Below are 16,393 nucleotides of genomic sequence, written 5' to 3'. Positions count from 1 at the left end.
CTCAGGACTCCCGGCACGGGACGCCCCTCGCGGGTCCGGTCAGGTGGTGATCCAGTCGCTGGTGGCGATCACCGGCTGCACGCCGTCGCGGTGGATGGTGCCCTCGATCAGGCCGTACATCCGGTCGGCCGCGTAGTAGACCTCGTTGTCGTTCTTCAGTCCGAACGGCTCCAAGTCCACCAGGAAGTGGTGCTTGTTGGGGAGGTTGAGCCGCACCTCGTTGACGCTCCGGCAGTGGTCGAGGACGCGCTCGGCCATCGCGTTGAGGGTCTGCTGGAGGGAGTAGCTGTAGGTCTCCGCGAAGGCCTCCAGCAGGTGCCGGCGGGCGGACTTGTACGAGCGGTCCCAGTCGAAGTCCCCGTCCGTGGCGGCAAGGGCGGAGTGCGCCCAGCGGGCGGTGACCTTGGTGGCCAGGATGCGGTCGTACGCCTCCTGGAGCGTCGTGTACGTGTCCTTGATGAAGCCGTGGAACTCGGAGTTGGTCGAGTTCATCACCGTGAGCTCCTTCAGGCCGGAGATGACCTGGAGCTGCCCGGTCTGGCCGCTGTAGGTGACCTGGGCGGTGCGCACCTCCTGGCCCTTGCGGACGAAGGAGTGCTGCTCGGCGCGGGTCGGCACCGAGACGCGGTCCCAGGCGAACTCCTCGACCCGGATCTGCGCCTCGTGGATCACCGGCTGTGAGTGCACGAAGTGCTTCGCGAGCAGGATCGCGAAGGCCTCGGGGGAGGCGATGCCGTGCTCCTTGGCGAAGGCGTAGACCGTGTTCTTCGTGGTGTCCGTCGGCAGACAGTTGCCGTTGTCGCCGGTCAGGTGGACCTCGCGGAACTCGCCGCGCAGCGCGACGGAGACGTTCAGGTCGCGGATCTCGTGCCAGGCGCCCTCGTTGCCCTGACGGGTGATCTTGACGATGCGGTTCTCGGCCTTGCCGTACTGGTTCTGGGCCAGGACGTGCTTGCTCATGGCGTTCGCTCCTGCGGGTACGTGGATGCGTTGTCCCCGTACGCCCGGCGTCCAGCGCCGGGACCAACCGCCCCGCGCTCCCCGCCGTCCGGCCCTCGCGCCCTGGACCGCCCCGGGACTGACGAGCATCCCGGTCCGTAGGTGTTCGCCACGGATTGCAGCACAGGCCCGCGCCGGTCGACAAGGGGTCCGGCCGCGCCGACGGTGAATCGGGGGTCGACCGGGCGTGAATTGCCGGGGATGCCCGGACCGCCGCGGGGCACACCCGCGACAGCCGTCGGCCGCCCTCGGCCCCCGTCGGTCACCCTCGGCCGCCACCCCGCGAGGGGTGAGCCGCGTCTCACCGGGCCCGCCCGCCTTGCTATGCAACTCGTTGCATAGCAAGATCGGCGGCATGGCGCTCGAACACGCGATCCTCGTCTCGCTCCTTGAGCAACCGGGCTCCGGATACGAGCTGGCCCGGCGCTTCGAGCGGTCCATCGGCTACTTCTGGACCGCCACCCACCAGCAGATCTACCGGGTGCTCAAGCGCATGGAGAACGACGGCTGGGTGGCCGCCCGGGACGTCCCGCAGCAGGGCCGGCCGGACAAGCGCGAGTACTCCGTGGCCGACCTCGGCCGCGCCGCCCTGTCCTCCTGGCTGCACGACCCCATCGAGCCCGAGTCGGTCCGCCACGACCTGGCCGTGAAGATCCGCGGCGCCGCCTTCGACGACCCGGCCGGCCTCATCCACGAGGTGGAGCGCCACCGCCAGGCCCACCGCGACCGGCTCGCCCACTACCTCGCCGGCGAGGCCCGCGACTTCGGCACACCCGAGGACGCGGCCCCGGCCGACGGCCCGTCCGGCGCCCCCGGCCCCACCCTTCCGCCCGACGCCGAGCGCGAGCTCCAGCACGTCGTGCTGCGCGGGGGCATCGCGTACGAACGCATGATGATCGCCTGGCTGGACGACGTGCTCGCCACGCTCGCCCGCTTCGGCCCGGCCCGCTGAGCGCCGCCCCGACCCGGCGCTCGCCCCCTCTCGTCCTCCGTTCCACCCCTGTCCGCCCCCTAGCCACCCGCCTCTCCACCCACCCACCCACCGACCGTCCGACCGCCGAAGGGCATCCCCACCATGGCCGACCAGCTGCTGTTCAACCCGCACACCTACGACCCCGCCCACTTCGACCCGGAGACGCGCCGGCTGCTGCGCGCCACGGTCGACTGGTTCGAGGAGCGCGGCAAGCGGAAGCTGATCGAGGACTACCGCACCCGCGCCTGGCTCGCCGACTTCCTCGCCTTCGCCGCCAAGGAGAACCTCTTCGCCACCTTCCTCACCCCGGCCGCCGCCGCGGGCGAGGACGAGAGCGACAAGCGCTGGGACACCGCCCGGATCGCCGCCCTCAACGAGATCCTCGGCTTCTACGGGCTCGACTACTGGTACGCCTGGCAGGTCACCATCCTCGGCCTCGGCCCGGTCTGGCAGAGCGACAACGCCGCCGCGCGCGAGCGCGCCGCCGAACTCCTCCGCCAGGGCGAGGTGTTCGCCTTCGGCCTGTCCGAGAAGACGCACGGCGCCGACATCTACTCCACCGACATGCTGCTCACCCCCGACGGCGAGGGCGGCTTCCGCGCCACCGGCTCCAAGTACTACATCGGCAACGGCAACGCCGCCGGCCTCGTCTCCGTCTTCGGCCGCCGCACCGACGTCGAGGGCCCCGACGGCTACGTCTTCTTCGCCGCCGACAGCCGCCACCCCGCCTACCGCCTGGTCAAGAACGTCGTCGACTCCTCCAAGTTCGTCAGCGAGTTCCGCCTGGAGGACTACCCCGTCGCCGCCGAGGACGTCCTGCACACCGGGCGCGCCGCCTTCGACGCGGCCCTCAACACCGTCAACGTCGGCAAGTTCAACCTGTGCACCGCGTCCATCGGCATCTGCGAGCACGCGATGTACGAGGCCGTCACCCACGCCCACAACCGCGTCCTGTACGGCCGGCCGGTCACCGCCTTCCCGCACGTGCGCCGCGAACTCACCGACGCCTACGTGCGCCTGGTCGGCATGAAGCAGTTCAGCGACCGCGCCGTCGACTACTTCCGCACCGCCGGCCCCGACGACCGCCGCTACCTCCTCTTCAACCCGATGACGAAGATGAAGGTGACCACCGAGGGCGAGAAGGTCATCGACCTCATGTGGGACGTCATCGCCGCCAAGGGCTTCGAGAAGGACAACTACTTCGCCCAGGCGGCCGTCGAGATCCGCAGCCTGCCCAAGCTGGAGGGCACGGTCCACGTCAACCTCGCGCTGATCCTCAAGTTCATGCGCAACCACCTCCTCGCCCCCGTCGCCCATGAACCGGTGCCGACCCGCCTCGACGCCGCCGACGACACCTTCCTCTTCCGTCAGGGACCGGCCCGCGGTCTCGGCGCCGTCCGCTTCCACGACTGGCGCCCGGCCTTCGACACCTACGCGCACCTGCCGAACGTCGCCCGCTTCCGCGAACAGGCCGACGCCCTCTGTGCGTTCGTCACCACCGCCGCCCCCGACGAGGAGCAGAGCCGCGACCTCGACCTGCTGCTCGCCGTCGGACAGCTCTTCGCGCTCGTCGTGCACGCCCAGCTGGTCCTGGAGCAGGCCGCGCTCACCGCACTCGACGAGGACGTCCTCGACGAGCTCTTCGCCGTCCTCGTCCGCGACTTCTCGGCCCACGCCGTCGAACTCCACGGCAAGGACTCCGCCACCCCCGCCCAGCAGGACTGGGCCCTCGGCGCCGTCCGCCGCCCGGTCGTCGACGAGGCCCGCACGGACCGCGTCTGGCAGCGGGTCGAATCCCTCTCCGGCGCCTACGAGATGGCGCCGTAGCACCCCTGGTCCCCCCGGCCCGCCCGGACCACCCCCCTGGGCGGGCCGGAGGCCGCCCCCGGCCCCCGGGCCGGAGGCCGCCCCCGATCCCGGGCACGCGTCCCCACCTGGCATGATGCCGCAATGGTCTCCTCCCTGGTCGAGTCGTGGATGCGCGGGATCGCGGGCAACACCGCAGCTCCCGCCGAGGTGTTGCTCCGCCTGCTCGACCCCGGCGCGAGCACCGCGTGGAGGACGCTGTGCCAGGAGCGGACCCTGCCCGAGGCCGTCGTCGAGGCCGTGCTCCGCCACCCGCGCCGCGAGGTGCGGCGGGCCTTCGCCCGCAACGGGCACGTGCCGCCGGAGCTCCGGGGACGGCTGGTGCACGACCCCGACGCGCTCGTCCGGGCCGCGGTCGCCGCCGGGCCGGTACCGCGCCGGGAACGCCCGGCGCCGCTGCCCGACGACGTGGTGGAGGCCCTGCTCACCGCCCGCGACGAGGACCATCCCGGCGCCCGGCTCACCGTCGGCGAGATCAAGGGCGAACTCCTCTCCTCCGGGCAGATCTCGGCCGCCTACCGGCGGGCCATGGCCGCCCACCCGGACCCCGACCTGCGGTCCCTCGCCACCGACGGCTGGTCCTCGCTCCCGCCCGAGCGCCGCGCCGCGTTCCTCGCCGACCCCGACCCCCGGGTCCGCGCGTCGGCCCGCCGCAACGAGCGCCTCCTGGACCCGGCCGCCAACGCGGCCGACCTGCCGGACCGGGACTGCCACGCCCGGACCGGCCTCCTCGTCAACCACGCCCTCGCCCGCACCGTCGTCGACGCCTGCCTCACGACCGGCCGCGACCTCTGGGCCCTCGCCCACAACCCGCACACCCCCGCCGACGCCGTCGCCCGCCTCGCCCGCGACCCCGACCCCGCGATCCGCCGGCGCGTCGCGAGCCGCGTCGACCTCGACCCCGAGGTGCTCGCCGCCCTGCTCCAGGACCCGGACGAGGGCGTACGGGACCGGGCGCGCGTCCAGCCGTACCAGCGCACCTGGGAACAGCGCTTCGCCGTCGACCGGGTCGCGGGCGGCACCGCCGACTCCCTCGGGCCGCTCCGGGAGCTGCCGGTCGATCCGTACCCCGACTGGTACGCCGAGTGCGCCCGCTCCGAGCACGTCCTGCTGCGCCGGGTCGCCGCGACCTGCGGCGCGCTCCCCGCCGGCCCGGTGGAACGGCTCGCCGCCGACCCGGACCCGGACGTCCGCCACCTGCTCGCCCTCCACCACCCCCTCGCGCCGCCCGCCCTCCTCCTCGGCGCCTTCCTCGCCGCGCCCCGGCAGCGCGGGCATCTGCTGGGCCTGCCCCGGATGCCCAGGACCGGCCTCGGGCACCTGCTCGACCACGAGGACCCCGAGGTCCGTGCGCTCGCCGCCGCCGACCCCACGCTCGACCGGCCGCCCGCGCACCTGCTCGGCGACCCCGACGCCCGGGTCCGCCGGGCCGCCGCCGCCAACCCCCTGATCCCCGCGCAGGTCCTCGCCGGTCTCCTGGAGGACCCGGCCGCGCCGGAACTCGCCGAGGGAGCCGCCGCCAACCCGGCCCTGGCCGTCGACGCGCTCCACGCCCTCCTCGACCGCTGCGGCCTCCCCGGCTCCCCGGCCGCGGGCCCGGCCGGCACCCCGCACCCGCTCGCCGAGGACGCGCTCGCCGCCCGCGAGGTCACCGAGGCCTGGCGGCGCATCACCGACTGGCTCCGGCAGCACGCCCCCGCCTCCCTCGCCGCGCTCCGTCCGGGCGCCACGCCCGCCGAGACCGAGGCCGTCGAGCGGGCCCTCGACGGCGTGCGCGTACCCGCCGCCCTGCGCGCCCTGTGGGCCCTGACCTCGGGCGACGACGGTGCCGTCGCGGCTCCCGGATCCGGCCCCGTCGGCTGTCTGCCGGGCCACCGGGCGCTGATCCCGCTCGACGCCGTCGCCGCCGAGCACCGCCGCCGGTCCGGCACGGCCGGCTGGCGGCCCGGCTGGATCCCGGTGATCTCCCGCGGCCCCGCCGACCGCGGCTCCGGCCTCTTCCTGGACGCGGAGACCGGCCGGCTCGGCCGCTGGAACGGGCAGGACACGCAGCTCGACGACGACCTGCCGGACACCCTCGGCACCTATCTGGAGGGGATCGCCGACACCCTGGAACACCCGGCCCTCGCCACCGGCGACCGGCCCGGGCCCGTCGAGGGCGGCACGCTCGTCTGGACGAGCCGGCTCGGCGACTGAGCCGCCCGCCGCCCAGGGAGACGGGGCCGCGGGCCGTCTCAGGGGATGGTCGGAACGCCCGCCTCCGGTAAAGCGCGGGAAAAGTCCTGCCCAGTGGGCTGCGGTTCCCGTACGGAGTATTCACGCCGTCTTGACACGCCGTTAACGCCGAACCGGTCCGTCGATCAGTCCCCCAGCGACGGATTCCGCAGCCATCGGGCCATTGACCTGCGGTTCCGTGCGGGCTTCCATTCAGCCCGGGAGCCACCGACACCCGTCACCCCCACATCACCGGCCGCCTCGGAGGCGATACCGCTCCCGCTCGCACACACCGCACGCATCGATCGGAACCGCCTGATGACCGACACCCTCAGCGCCCCCCACGCCCTGGCCCCCCAGACCGGCCCCGTGCCCCAGAAACTCAAGCGCTCCATCGGTGTCGTCGGCGGCACCCTGCTGACGCTCTCCTGCGTCACCCCGGCCTCGACCCTCTTCGTGGTCGTCCCCGACCTCTTCGGCAGCGTCGGCACCTTCACCGCCCTGACCATCGCGATCGGCTCGCTGCTCTGCATCGGCGTCGCCTTCGTCTACTCCGAGCTCGGCACCCTCGTCCCCAGCGCCGGCGGCGAGTACGCGATCGTCTCCACCCTGGCCGGCCGGCTCGCCGGCTGGCTGGTCTTCGTGCTCTCCCTGCTCGTGGTGATGATCGTGCCCCCGGTGATCGCCATGGGCACGGCCGACTACCTCGCCCCGCTCGTCCAGGTCCCGGCCCCGGCCGCCGGCGCCGGCGTCATGCTCCTGGCGACCCTCGCCGGCCTGCTCGACCTGCGCGCCAACGCCTGGATCACCGGCATCTTCCTGGTCCTGGAGGTCGTCGCGGCCGGCCTCGTCGCCGTCCTCGGCTTCACCCACGCCGAACGCGGCGCCGGCGCCCTGCTGCACGGTCAGGTCGCGGGCGAGGGCGGCACCCACGCGCTCGTCACCGGAGCCCTCGTCGTCTCCGGCCTGGCCATCGCCCTCTTCGTCACCCAGGGCTTCTCGACCGCCGTCTACCTCTCCGAGGAGCTGGAGAACCCGCGCCGCAGCGTCGCCCGCACCGTGCTCGCCACGCTCGCCATCTCCACCGCCGTCATCCTCGTCCCCGTCGTCGCCATCACCCTCGGCGCCGGCGACCTGGAGACCCTCACCGGCGGCGACATCAGCGCCATGATCACCGCCTGGTCCAACTCCGCCGTCGGCACCTTCATCAGCCTCTGCGTCGCCCTCGCCATCATCAACGCCGGCATCGTGATGGTCATCCAGAACTCCCGCGTGCTCTTCGCCTCCGCCCGCGACAAGGCCTGGCCCGAGCCCGTCAACAACGCCCTCTCCCGCCTCGGCCGCTTCGGCTCGCCGTGGGTGGCCACCCTGGTCGTGGGCGTGCCCGGCGCCGCCCTCTGCTTCGTCAACCTCGACACCCTCTACGGCGTCACCGGCGTCTCCGTCACCGGCATGTACCTGCTGGTCGCCGTCGCCGCCCTGTTCAGCCGCCGCGGCGCCCACCGCGAGGTCGCGGCCTGGCGGATGCCGCTGTGGCCGGCCGTCCCCGTCCTGCTCATCGGCGTCCTCGGCTACGTCCTGTACATGCAGGACACCGAGTACCTGCTGTGGACCGGCGGCATCACCGCCGTCGCCACCCTCTACTGGGCGCTCTACCTGCGCCCCCGCCAGGACACCCGCTGGCTGGTCAGCGTCCCGGAGGACGCGGACCACGCCTGATCGGACCGGTGGGCAGCGGGAGGCCGGGGCGGCGCAAGCGGCCCCGGCCTCCGCCGTCGCGCCCCGCCGTCACCCCGCCCCCGGCGCCGGCAGCTCCTGCTCGCCCCAGATCGTCTTGCCGGTACGGCTGTAACGGCTGCCCCAGCGCGTGGTCAGCTGCGCGACCAGGAACAGCCCGCGCCCGCCCTCGTCGGTCAGCCGGGCCCGCCGCATCCGGGGGTGCGTGGCGCTCGGGTCGGAGACCTCGCAGATCAGCCGGCCGGCCCGGATCAGCCGCGCCTCGACCGGCCCGCCCGCGTACCGGATCGCGTTGGTGACCAGCTCGCTCAGCACCAGCTCGGTGGTGAACACCAGCTCCTCCAGGCCCCAGGCGCGCAGCTGCGCCGCCGCGGCCTCCCGCACCGCGCCGACCGCCGCCGGATCCGCCTCGACCTGCCAGGTCGCGGTGGCCTCCGGGGGCACCTCGCGGGTACGGGCGAGCAGCAGGGTCACGTCGTCGGCGAGCCCGTCGGCGGGGCGGCCCGCGACGATCTCCCGGCCCAGCTCGCGCAGCGGCAGCTCCACCGCACCCGGCCGGCCGAGCCGGGCCGTGAGCGCGGCCATCCCGGCGTCCAGGTCCCCGTCGGCCCCCTCGATCAGCCCGTCCGTGTAGAGCGCGAGGACACTGCCCGGGGCCAGCTCCACCTCCGTCGTCTCGAACGGCAGCCCGCCCACGCCCAGCGGCGGACCGGGATCCACCCGCAGATAGGCGACGGAGCCGTCCGGGCCCGCGACGGCGGGCGGCGGATGCCCGGCCGAGGCCACCGCGCAGCGCCGGGTGACCGGGTCGTACACCGCGTACGCGCAGGTCGCGCCGGTCGGCGACGAGGGGTGGCGGACCCGCCAGGACTCGGCCCGGTCGCCCTCCGGATCGTCCCGCGCGTCCTCGTCCTCCTCCCCGGTCTCCTCCGGCTCGGCGAGCAGCTGGCTCACCAGGTCGTCGAGATGGGCCAGCAGCTCGTCCGGCTCCAGGTCCAGGTCCGCGAGGGTCCGCACCGCGGTGCGCAGCCGGCCCATCGTGGCGGTGGCCGCGAGCCCGTGCCCGACCACGTCGCCGACCACCAGCGCGACCCGCGCCGAGGACAGCGGGATGACGTCGAACCAGTCGCCGCCGACACCCGTCCTGGTCTCCGCCGGCAGGTACACGCCCGAGGTGGTCACCGCCGGGGTCTCGGTCTGCGTCGGCGGCAGCATGCTCCGCTGGAGCCCCACCGCCGCCCGGTGCTCCCGGGTGAAGCGGCGGGCGTTGTCCAGGGCCAGCGCCGCCCGGTCGGCGACCTCCCGCAACAGGTCGCGGTCCGCGTCCGCGTACCGCCCGAGCGCCGCCCGCCGCCCCACCGTCAGCCGGCCGAGCAGGGTGCCGCGGGCCCGCAGCGGCGCGGTCATCCGCACCGGGTGCCCGTCGGCCGGGGCGGTCTCGCCCTCGTCCACCGCGACCAGCACGACGTCCGGCGCGGGGGCCCGCCGGTGCGGGCCGCGTCCGTTGCCGGGCTCGCCCGCGACGGCGGTACGGCGCAGCAGCAGCCGCCCCTCGGCGTCGGGCACCGGTTCCTCGCCCAGCGGGACCGCGTCGGCCAGCTCGACCACCGCGAGGTCGCCGAGTCCCGGCACCAGGGCGCCGGCCAGCTCGCGGGCGGTGTCCGTGACCGAGAGCGAGCCGCCGACCCGGGCCGTGGCGCGGTGCAGCAGCGCGAGCCGTTCCGCGGCCCGCCGGGTCTCGGTGACATCGGTGAACAGCGCGGTCACGCCGAGCACCCGGCCGCTCGGGTCCTGGAGCCGGAAGGCCGAGATCGCGATCGTCACCCCGCCGCCGGGATCCTCCAGGGTCCGCAGCAGCTCCTCGGCCTGCACCAGCGGCAGCCCGGTGGTGAGCACCCGGCGCAGCTTCTCCTCGACGGCCGCCGCGTCCTCGGGCCACAGGAAGTCGGAGAGGCGACGGGCCCGCAGATCGGAGGGGACCCCGGTGTACGGCAGGAGGTGGGTGTTGGTGCGCAGCAGCCGCAGCTCCGGGTCGAGCACCGCGAGCCCCACCCGGTCCTGGAGGAACAGCTCCCGGATGAAGGCGTGGTCCTGGAACCAGCCCGCCGCGAGCCGGGCCGGGGCGACCAGCACGAAGCAGCCCGGTCCGCCGTCCTCCGGCGCGCCCCCGCCGGCCGCCGCGCCGGTCCCGGGGCCCGCCGTCGTCTCCGGGCCGGACCCGGCCTCGCCCAGACCGAAGGTCTGGAACACCACCGGCACGTCCTCGCCGCGCCCCGAGCGCAGCACCGCCTCGCCCTCGCGCGCGCCGTGCGCGTTCCGCCGCACCAGCTCGCGCCAGGCCGCCGGGTCCGCGAGCAGCGCCCGTACCGGACGGCCCACCACCTCGGCGGCGGTCCGGCCGAGCAGCTTGCGGGCCTCGGGCGTCCAGGCGGCGACCCGCCCGCGGCCGTCGACCAGAGCCCCGGCGATGCCCTCGGTGAAGGGCAGGATGCGGGCGGCCGGTTCCGGTGCGCCGTTCACGCGGCTCCCTCCTTCCGGCCCCCGTGCGGCCCGTCCGAGGACCCCTCCCGAGGGCGGGCCCGGGCGATGAGGAGGGCGACGTCGTCCGGGGCGTCCGGCTCGCGCAGGGCGTCGAGCAGCAGGTCGCAGGTCTCCTCCAGGGACCGCGGCGGCCCGGCGAGGAGCGCGGTGAGCGCTTCGAGCCGTACGTCGATGTCCTGGTCGCGGGTCTCCACCAGGCCGTCGGTGTAGAGCACCAGCGCGTCTCCGGGACGGAAGGGGATCTCCTCCGTCTCGAAGGGGACGCCGCCGACGCCGAGCGGAGCGCCGGCCGGCAGGTCGAGCAGGCGCGGCAGGCCGTCGGCCGGGACGAGCACGGGCGGCGGATGCCCGGCGTTGGCGATCCGGCAGGTGCCGGCCTCCGGGTCGTACACCGCGTACAGGCAGGTGGCCATCTCGTCGAGGCCGGCGACCGTGCGGTCCAGCTCGGTGAGCACCACCGAGGGCGCGAGGCCCAGTCCGGCCAGCGTGCGGGCCGCGGTCCGCACCTGCCCCATCGTCGCGGCGGCGTTGATGCCGCTGCCCATCACGTCCCCGACCACCAGCGCCGTCCTCCCGCCCGCGGCGCCGCCCGGGGCGCCGGCCGCACCGGGGCCGTCCCCGGGCAGCGGGATGGCGTCGAACCAGTCGCCGCCGACCTCCACCGCCGCCGACGCGGGCTGGTAGCGGTAGGCGGCGTCCAGCCCGTGCAGCCGGGTCGGGCCGTGCGGCAGCAGGTGCCGCTGCAGGGCGAGCGCGGTCCGCTGCTGGTGCCGGTACCAGCGCGCGTTGTCGATGGCGACCGCCGCGCGGGCCGCCAGCTCCATGGCGAGCAGCAGGTCGTCCCGGTCGAAGGGCACGGCGTTCCGCGCCCGCTTCAGGTCCAGCACGCCGAGCACCACCCCGCGCGCCCGCAGCGGCACCGCGAGGTAGGAGTGGACGCCGGCCTCGCGCAGCAGGCCCGCGGCGGTCGCGTCCCGCGCGATGTGCGGCAGGTCGGCGTCCGTGACGTGCGCGACGAGCACCGGGCGGCCGGTGCGCGCGCACCGGGTGACCAGGCGCTCGGCGCCGTACCGGGCCGCGGTGCCGACGGGGTCGGCGGCCTCGCGCGCCACCGTCGGATAGGCGGTCTCCACGGCGAGCGCCCGGAACACCGCGGGTCCCGAGCCCTGCGCCGCGCCCGGCCGGGGGCCGGTGAGGACGTCCTCCAGGACGTCCACGGCGGCGATGTCGGCCAGCTCCGGCACCACCAGCTCGGCCAGTTCGTGCGCGGTCAGGTCCAGGTCGAGGGTGGTGCCGACGCGCTCGGAGGCAGCCGCGATCACGGCCAGCCGGTTCCTGGCGAGGGCCGCCGCCCGCTCCGCCCGGTGCTGCTCGGTGACGTCCACGACGGCCGCGGCGACCCCGACGACCCGCCGCCCGGTCGTCTCCAGGCGGTACAGCGACACCGACCAGACCGGCTCCGTCCCGTCCGCCTCCGGCCGGTCCGGGCCCGCGGCCGCGTCCTCCGGCCGCTCCCGGTCCCGTACCGGCCCGCGCACCTGGCGGGACAGCACCGGCACGCCCGACCGCAGCACCTCGCGCAGCGCCTGCTCCACCGCGGGCGCGTCCGGCGACGGCACCGCCTGACCGAACGAGCGCCCCAGGTGCCCGGCGGCCGGCAGCCCGGTGATCCGTTCCAGGGCCGGGTTGACCAGCACGAACCGGAGGTCGAGATCGAGCACCGCGAGTCCGATGGGGGAGTGGGCGACCAGCCGTGAGGACAGCGCGAGGTCCTGTTCCACCCGGCGGACCGTCGCCCGGTCGGTGGCGAGCCCCAGGGCGTACGGCCGTCCCTCGTCGTCCTCCAGACGGGTGTTGCGGAACTCCACGGGGACGGTCCGCCCGTCCCGGTGCAGTACGGGAAAGACGCCGGCCCAGGGGCCGTCGCCCGCCATCACCCGGGCGAACAGGGCCAGCACCTCCTCCCGGTGCGGCTCCGCCACCAGCAGCCGTACGGCGGGCCGGCCGAGTGCCTCGGCCGCCGAATAGCCGAAAACGGTCTCCGCCTGAGGGCTCCACAGCACGATCCGGCCCCGGGCGTCGAGGACCACGGCGGCCACCCCGAGCACATCGAGGAGTCCACCGGGCTCCATGGCGAACGCGCCGCTCACCGGAGCCGGTCCGCTCACCGGGGCCGGGCCGGCCGGCAGGTCCGCCGTGCTCATCCGGACCGCATCCCTCCTCCGCGTCGCCGCTCGATTCCTCCGGGCCGAGTCCTCCGGGCCCGGTCCCTCCGGGGTCCCTCCATCATCCCGGCGGGGCATCCATCGCGCGACGCGTACGACGCGCCGGGACCGGCCCGACGGAGCAGAGTGGGGACGTGGACGTGGAGCGGATCACCCAGGAGCTGTACGGGCTGCGGCCGGCCGAGTTCGCGGCGGCGCGGGACGCGTACGTGGCCGAGGCGCGCCGGCGCGAGGAGCCCGAGGCGGCGAAGGCACTCGCGGCGCTGCGCCGGCCGGTGCTCGCGGCGTGGGCGGCGAACCTGCTCGCCCGGGAGCGGCCGGAGGAGGCGGAACGCTTCCTCGCCCTGGGGGAGACCCTTCGGGTGGCCCACCGGATGCTCGACGGCGAGCGCCTGCGCGAGGCCGCGCGCAAACAGCACCAGCTCGTCGCCACCCTCGCCAGGAACGCCGCCGAACTCGCCGCCGAGGCGGGCCAGCCGGTGAGCGACACCGTCCTCGCCGAGCTCGAACAGACCCTCCACGGCGTCCTCGCCCACCCGGACGTCGCCCGGGAATGGGCCCGCGGCCGGCTGGTCAAGGTCCCCGAGGCCGCCGTCGACTTCACCGCCGTCGCCCCCGAGGAGGGTGCCCTGCCCGCCCCGGACCGGACCCGTGAGGCGCGCCGCACGGCGGAACGCGCCGCCGCCCGCGAGGCCGAACAGGAGGCCGCCCGCCAGGCCGCCCGCCGAGCCGCCCGCGAGGCCCGCGCCGCCGCGACCGCGCGCGCCGAAGCAGCCCGTGCCGAGGTCCGCCGCCTGGAGAAGGCCCTGACCGAGGCCCGCCGCGAGGCCGCTCGCGCCACGGACGACCTGGCGGCCCTGCCGGAGCCGGACGAGGACTGAGGGGCCGGGCCGGTCCGTTGCCGGACCCCCGTCCGCAACCACGGGGTGTGCGCGGTAGGTTCACGGGACCTTCACAACGGGAATGTCAGAGAGGGACCATGAGCCAGCAGTACCCCGGGCCGCAACAGCCTCCCCACCACCCGGCCCCGCAGACCGGCCCGTGGGGCCCGCAGCCCCCGAAGAAGCGCCTGTCCACCGGCGCGATCGTCGGCCTGTCGATCGGCGGCGTGTTCGCCTTCCTGGTGATCCTCGGCGCCGCGGTCGGCGAATCCAAGCAGGACGACGGCAAGCCCACCGCCAAGGAAGTGCCGGCCGCGCCGTCCACCCCCGCGCCGACGACCTCGCCGGCCCCCACCACGGCACCGGCGGCGCCCGCCACCGCCGCCCCGAGCAAGAAGCCGGAGACCGGCAGGTTGCCGAACTTCGTCGGCAAGGGACTGCAGTTCGCCCAGGACGAGGCCCAGTCCCTCGGCTTCTACGGGCTGCGCTCGCACGACGCCCTCGGCCGGGACCGCCACCAGGTCCTCGACCGCAACTGGAAGGTCTGCTCCCAGACCCCCGCCCCCGGCACCCACGGCACGGACGTCGTCATCGACTTCGGCACGGTCAAGCTGGAGGAGGACTGCCCCGCGAAGGACGTCGCGGCGCAGCCCGAGACCGAAGCGGGCGGCACCATGCCGGACTTCAGGGGCAAGTCGGTGAACGTGGCCCGCTCCGCCCTGCCCGACAACGCGAGCATCACCGTCACCGACGCCTCCCAGGACCGCATGGTCCTCATGGAGTCCAACTGGAAGGTGTGCACCCAGACTCCGGCCCCGGGCACGCGGATCGACGGCCGGCCCGTCACCTTCGAGGCCGTGAAGTTCGAGGAGACCTGCCCCTAGGGCAGGGGCCGAAGGGCGGTGCCGCCGGATGTCCGGTGGCACCCGGGGGACGGGGGACCCGAGCGGGACCGGGGGAGCGGCCCGCGCCCGGGCCGCCGTCAGTAGCGCAGCGCGCCCGCGATGTGGCCGGCGTCGGCCAGCACCTCGTCCGGGAGGAAGCGCACCTCGGCGCCCCGTTCGAGGGCCTGCTCGACGATCTCGTCGACCATGTCGTCGCGGGTGTCCGGCGCGGCCTCCTCCGCCGGTTCGAGGTGCCCGCCCTCGTCCCGTACCAGCGTCCGGTAGTGCTCCTCCACGGCGAGCAGCCGGATCCGGCCGTCCTTCACGGCCTGCCACACCTCGTCGATGCCGCCGGCGAACTCGCGCCGCCCGCGCGCGGTGTCCAGTTCGGCGACGACCGTGGTCGTCGTGGCCGCCTCGCGGGCGGTGCGCAGCGGTTCGACGGCCCGGTGCACCGCCTCGGCCGGGCCGGCCGCCAGACCGCCGTGCTCGATCGTGAAGGCGTCCCGCGACAGCGGCCCGAACTCGGCGAGCGCGGCGAGCGCCGCCGAGGAGCCGATCACGTACAGCGGGCGCGCCTCGGACGCGAGCACCGCCCGCGTCCGCTCGTACGCCTCGCGCAGGAACCGCCGGGTCGCCTCGTCCCGGAAGGTGCCGGGCACGTCGCCGACCCGCTGCTCGCGCTCGACGTCGGGGTCCGCCAGGCTCCGGGTCAGCGGGAAGCCGTCCCCGGTGCGCTCCACGGTCCGCTCCGGATCGCCGTTCCAGAGCGACACCCGGTCGGCGGCCACGACCAGCGCCCAGTACGGCTGCTCGGCGGCGTGCGCGGCGACCAGGTTGCGGGTCAGGAAGGTGTCGGCGAGCACCACCCGCTCGGGCACGGTCCGGGCCACCGACCACACGTGGTGCTCCCCCTCGGCCACGAGGATCACCAGTCCGTCCTCGGCGTGGCGCGGGTCCACCTCCGCCGCCGCGCGGCGCAGCCGGTCGACGAGCTCCGCCCGCCGCCCGCGGGACACCGCGGGATCGTCCCGCACGGCCCGCTCCGCCTCGGCGAGGAGCGTGCGCAGCCGCACCGCGTCCTGGGCGTTGTCCGGCTCCCGGCGATGCGTCGGCATCAGGAGCGAGACGGCGGGGTAGGGCCGGGGCTGCCGCAGCTTCGCGAGCACGTCCGGGGTGAGCACGGGGTCCATGACACGGCCTTCCTGACGCGGGGCGGCGGCAGGGCGGCCGGCGGGGCGGTGGCCACCCGGCGGGTGGGCGCGGAAGGGGCCCACGAAAGACCATCGTGGCCCGGCCCCCGGCGTTCCGCGACTCGTCCGCCCGCGCCCGGGGGACCGCGTCAGCCGCGTGACCGGTGCCCCTCGAAGGCCCAGGACTCGAGGTCGCGGTAGCGGATCGGGCCCGGACCGCGGCCGATGTTGCTGGCGACCAGGTGCAGCCGGGCGGTGGGCCAGCGGAGGCCGGTGAAGCCGGCGAGGGCCGCCGCCGTGCCGGTCACCGGGCCGGTGTCGCCGCGCCGGGCGCGGGCCAGGGTCAGATGCGGGTTGAGCGGGCGGTCCTCGAAGGGGATGCCGCACTGCCGGACCACGTCCCGCACGTCGGCGGCCAGCCGGCGCAGCCCCTCCACGTCCCCGTCGATCCCGCTCCACAGCACCCGCTCGTCGAAGTGCCCGGCGCCGCTCAGGCCCAGTTCGAGCGGCGGGCGGGCGGCGGCGAGCGCCGCGAGCGGCGCCCGCAGCGGCGGCACGGCCCCGACCGGCAGCTCGCCCAGGAACGCCAGCGTGATGTGCCAGTCCTCGATGCGGTTCCAGCGCAGCGAAGGGTATGCGTCGAGCGCGGGCCGCAGCTCCCGGGCCAGCTCCTCCTTCGCGTCGTCGGGCGGGGCGAGCGCGATGAACACCCGAGTCGTGGCCGGGGCCGCGCCGGCGGCGTCGGCGGCATCCGGTGCGCCGGGGGCGGGGGCCGGAGCGGTGTCGAGGGCGGTGTCGAGGGGCTGGTCTCTCACGCCGTTCTTCGTACCTCATCCGGGCGTGTCCGGTCATCTTCGAACGGAACCGGCCACGGCGGGCC

11 protein-coding genes are annotated in these 16,393 nt (G+C 75.5%); 6 read left to right on the top strand and 5 right to left on the bottom strand.

What is annotated here, in order from left to right; genetic code table 11:
• Window positions 1-39: 39 nt before the first annotated feature.
• A complete protein-coding gene (pucL, locus tag ACIGW2_RS14640; protein ID WP_399843787.1) occupies window positions 40-960 on the bottom strand; it encodes a factor-independent urate hydroxylase in 921 nt (306 codons plus the stop codon).
• 394 nt (window positions 961-1,354) lie between these two features.
• Here pucL and ACIGW2_RS14635 point away from each other — a divergent pair, with 394 nt between their 5' ends.
• The 4 genes from ACIGW2_RS14635 (at window position 1,355) to ACIGW2_RS14620 (ending at window position 7,771) form a co-directional block, all read left to right on the top strand.
• A complete protein-coding gene (locus tag ACIGW2_RS14635; RefSeq protein ID WP_391654986.1) occupies window positions 1,355-1,951 on the top strand; it encodes a PadR family transcriptional regulator in 597 nt (198 codons plus the stop codon).
• 123 nt (window positions 1,952-2,074) lie between these two features.
• Window positions 2,075-3,799, top strand: coding sequence for an acyl-CoA dehydrogenase family protein (locus ACIGW2_RS14630; protein WP_399843785.1), 1,725 nt, complete (start codon window positions 2,075-2,077; stop codon window positions 3,797-3,799).
• Between the two features lie 123 nt (window positions 3,800-3,922).
• Window positions 3,923-6,034 (top strand): hypothetical protein, encoded by a 2,112-nt coding sequence (locus ACIGW2_RS14625; protein ID WP_399843783.1) that lies wholly within the window; start codon window positions 3,923-3,925, stop codon window positions 6,032-6,034.
• Window positions 6,035-6,370: 336 nt separating this feature from the next.
• The gene (locus ACIGW2_RS14620) at window positions 6,371-7,771 is read left to right on the top strand and encodes an APC family permease (protein ID WP_391654989.1); all 1,401 of its coding nucleotides are present in this window, start codon (window positions 6,371-6,373) and stop codon (window positions 7,769-7,771) included.
• A 69-nt stretch (window positions 7,772-7,840) separates the two neighbouring features.
• Here ACIGW2_RS14620 and ACIGW2_RS14615 read toward each other — a convergent pair whose 3' ends face one another.
• Together ACIGW2_RS14615 and ACIGW2_RS14610 are read right to left on the bottom strand one after the other, a co-directional pair.
• Window positions 7,841-10,309 carry a SpoIIE family protein phosphatase gene (locus ACIGW2_RS14615; RefSeq protein ID WP_399843781.1) on the bottom strand — a complete coding sequence of 823 codons (2,469 nt, stop codon included), beginning with the start codon at window positions 10,307-10,309 and terminating at the stop codon, window positions 7,841-7,843.
• On the bottom strand, window positions 10,306-12,534 hold the full coding sequence (locus ACIGW2_RS14610; RefSeq protein ID WP_391654991.1) for a SpoIIE family protein phosphatase: 2,229 nt from the start codon (window positions 12,532-12,534) through the stop codon (window positions 10,306-10,308). The genes ACIGW2_RS14615 and ACIGW2_RS14610 overlap by 4 nt, the downstream gene beginning before the upstream one ends.
• Window positions 12,535-12,689: 155 nt before the next feature.
• Between ACIGW2_RS14610 and ACIGW2_RS14605 the strand changes: the two genes are divergently transcribed.
• Window positions 12,690-13,436 carry a hypothetical protein gene (locus ACIGW2_RS14605; protein WP_391654992.1) on the top strand — a complete coding sequence of 249 codons (747 nt, stop codon included), beginning with the start codon at window positions 12,690-12,692 and terminating at the stop codon, window positions 13,434-13,436.
• Window positions 13,437-13,534: 98 nt separating this feature from the next.
• On the top strand, window positions 13,535-14,320 hold the full coding sequence (locus tag ACIGW2_RS14600) for a hypothetical protein (protein WP_399843780.1): 786 nt from the start codon (window positions 13,535-13,537) through the stop codon (window positions 14,318-14,320).
• A gap of 98 nt (window positions 14,321-14,418) precedes the next feature.
• On the opposite strand, the gene ACIGW2_RS14595 is transcribed toward ACIGW2_RS14600, so the two are convergent.
• The gene (locus ACIGW2_RS14595) at window positions 14,419-15,513 is read right to left on the bottom strand and encodes a chemotaxis protein (protein WP_399843778.1); all 1,095 of its coding nucleotides are present in this window, start codon (window positions 15,511-15,513) and stop codon (window positions 14,419-14,421) included.
• A gap of 149 nt (window positions 15,514-15,662) precedes the next feature.
• A complete protein-coding gene (gene thpR, locus ACIGW2_RS14590; protein WP_391655123.1) occupies window positions 15,663-16,223 on the bottom strand; it encodes an RNA 2',3'-cyclic phosphodiesterase in 561 nt (186 codons plus the stop codon).
• Window positions 16,224-16,393 lie beyond the last annotated feature (170 nt).

Source organism: Streptomyces sp. NPDC053541 (genome assembly GCF_044544705.1).
In the GTDB taxonomy this organism is placed as follows: domain Bacteria; phylum Actinomycetota; class Actinomycetes; order Streptomycetales; family Streptomycetaceae; genus Streptomyces.
Note: the sequence above shows the minus strand (reverse complement) of the source record. Positions and strands in the feature narration are given on the sequence as shown.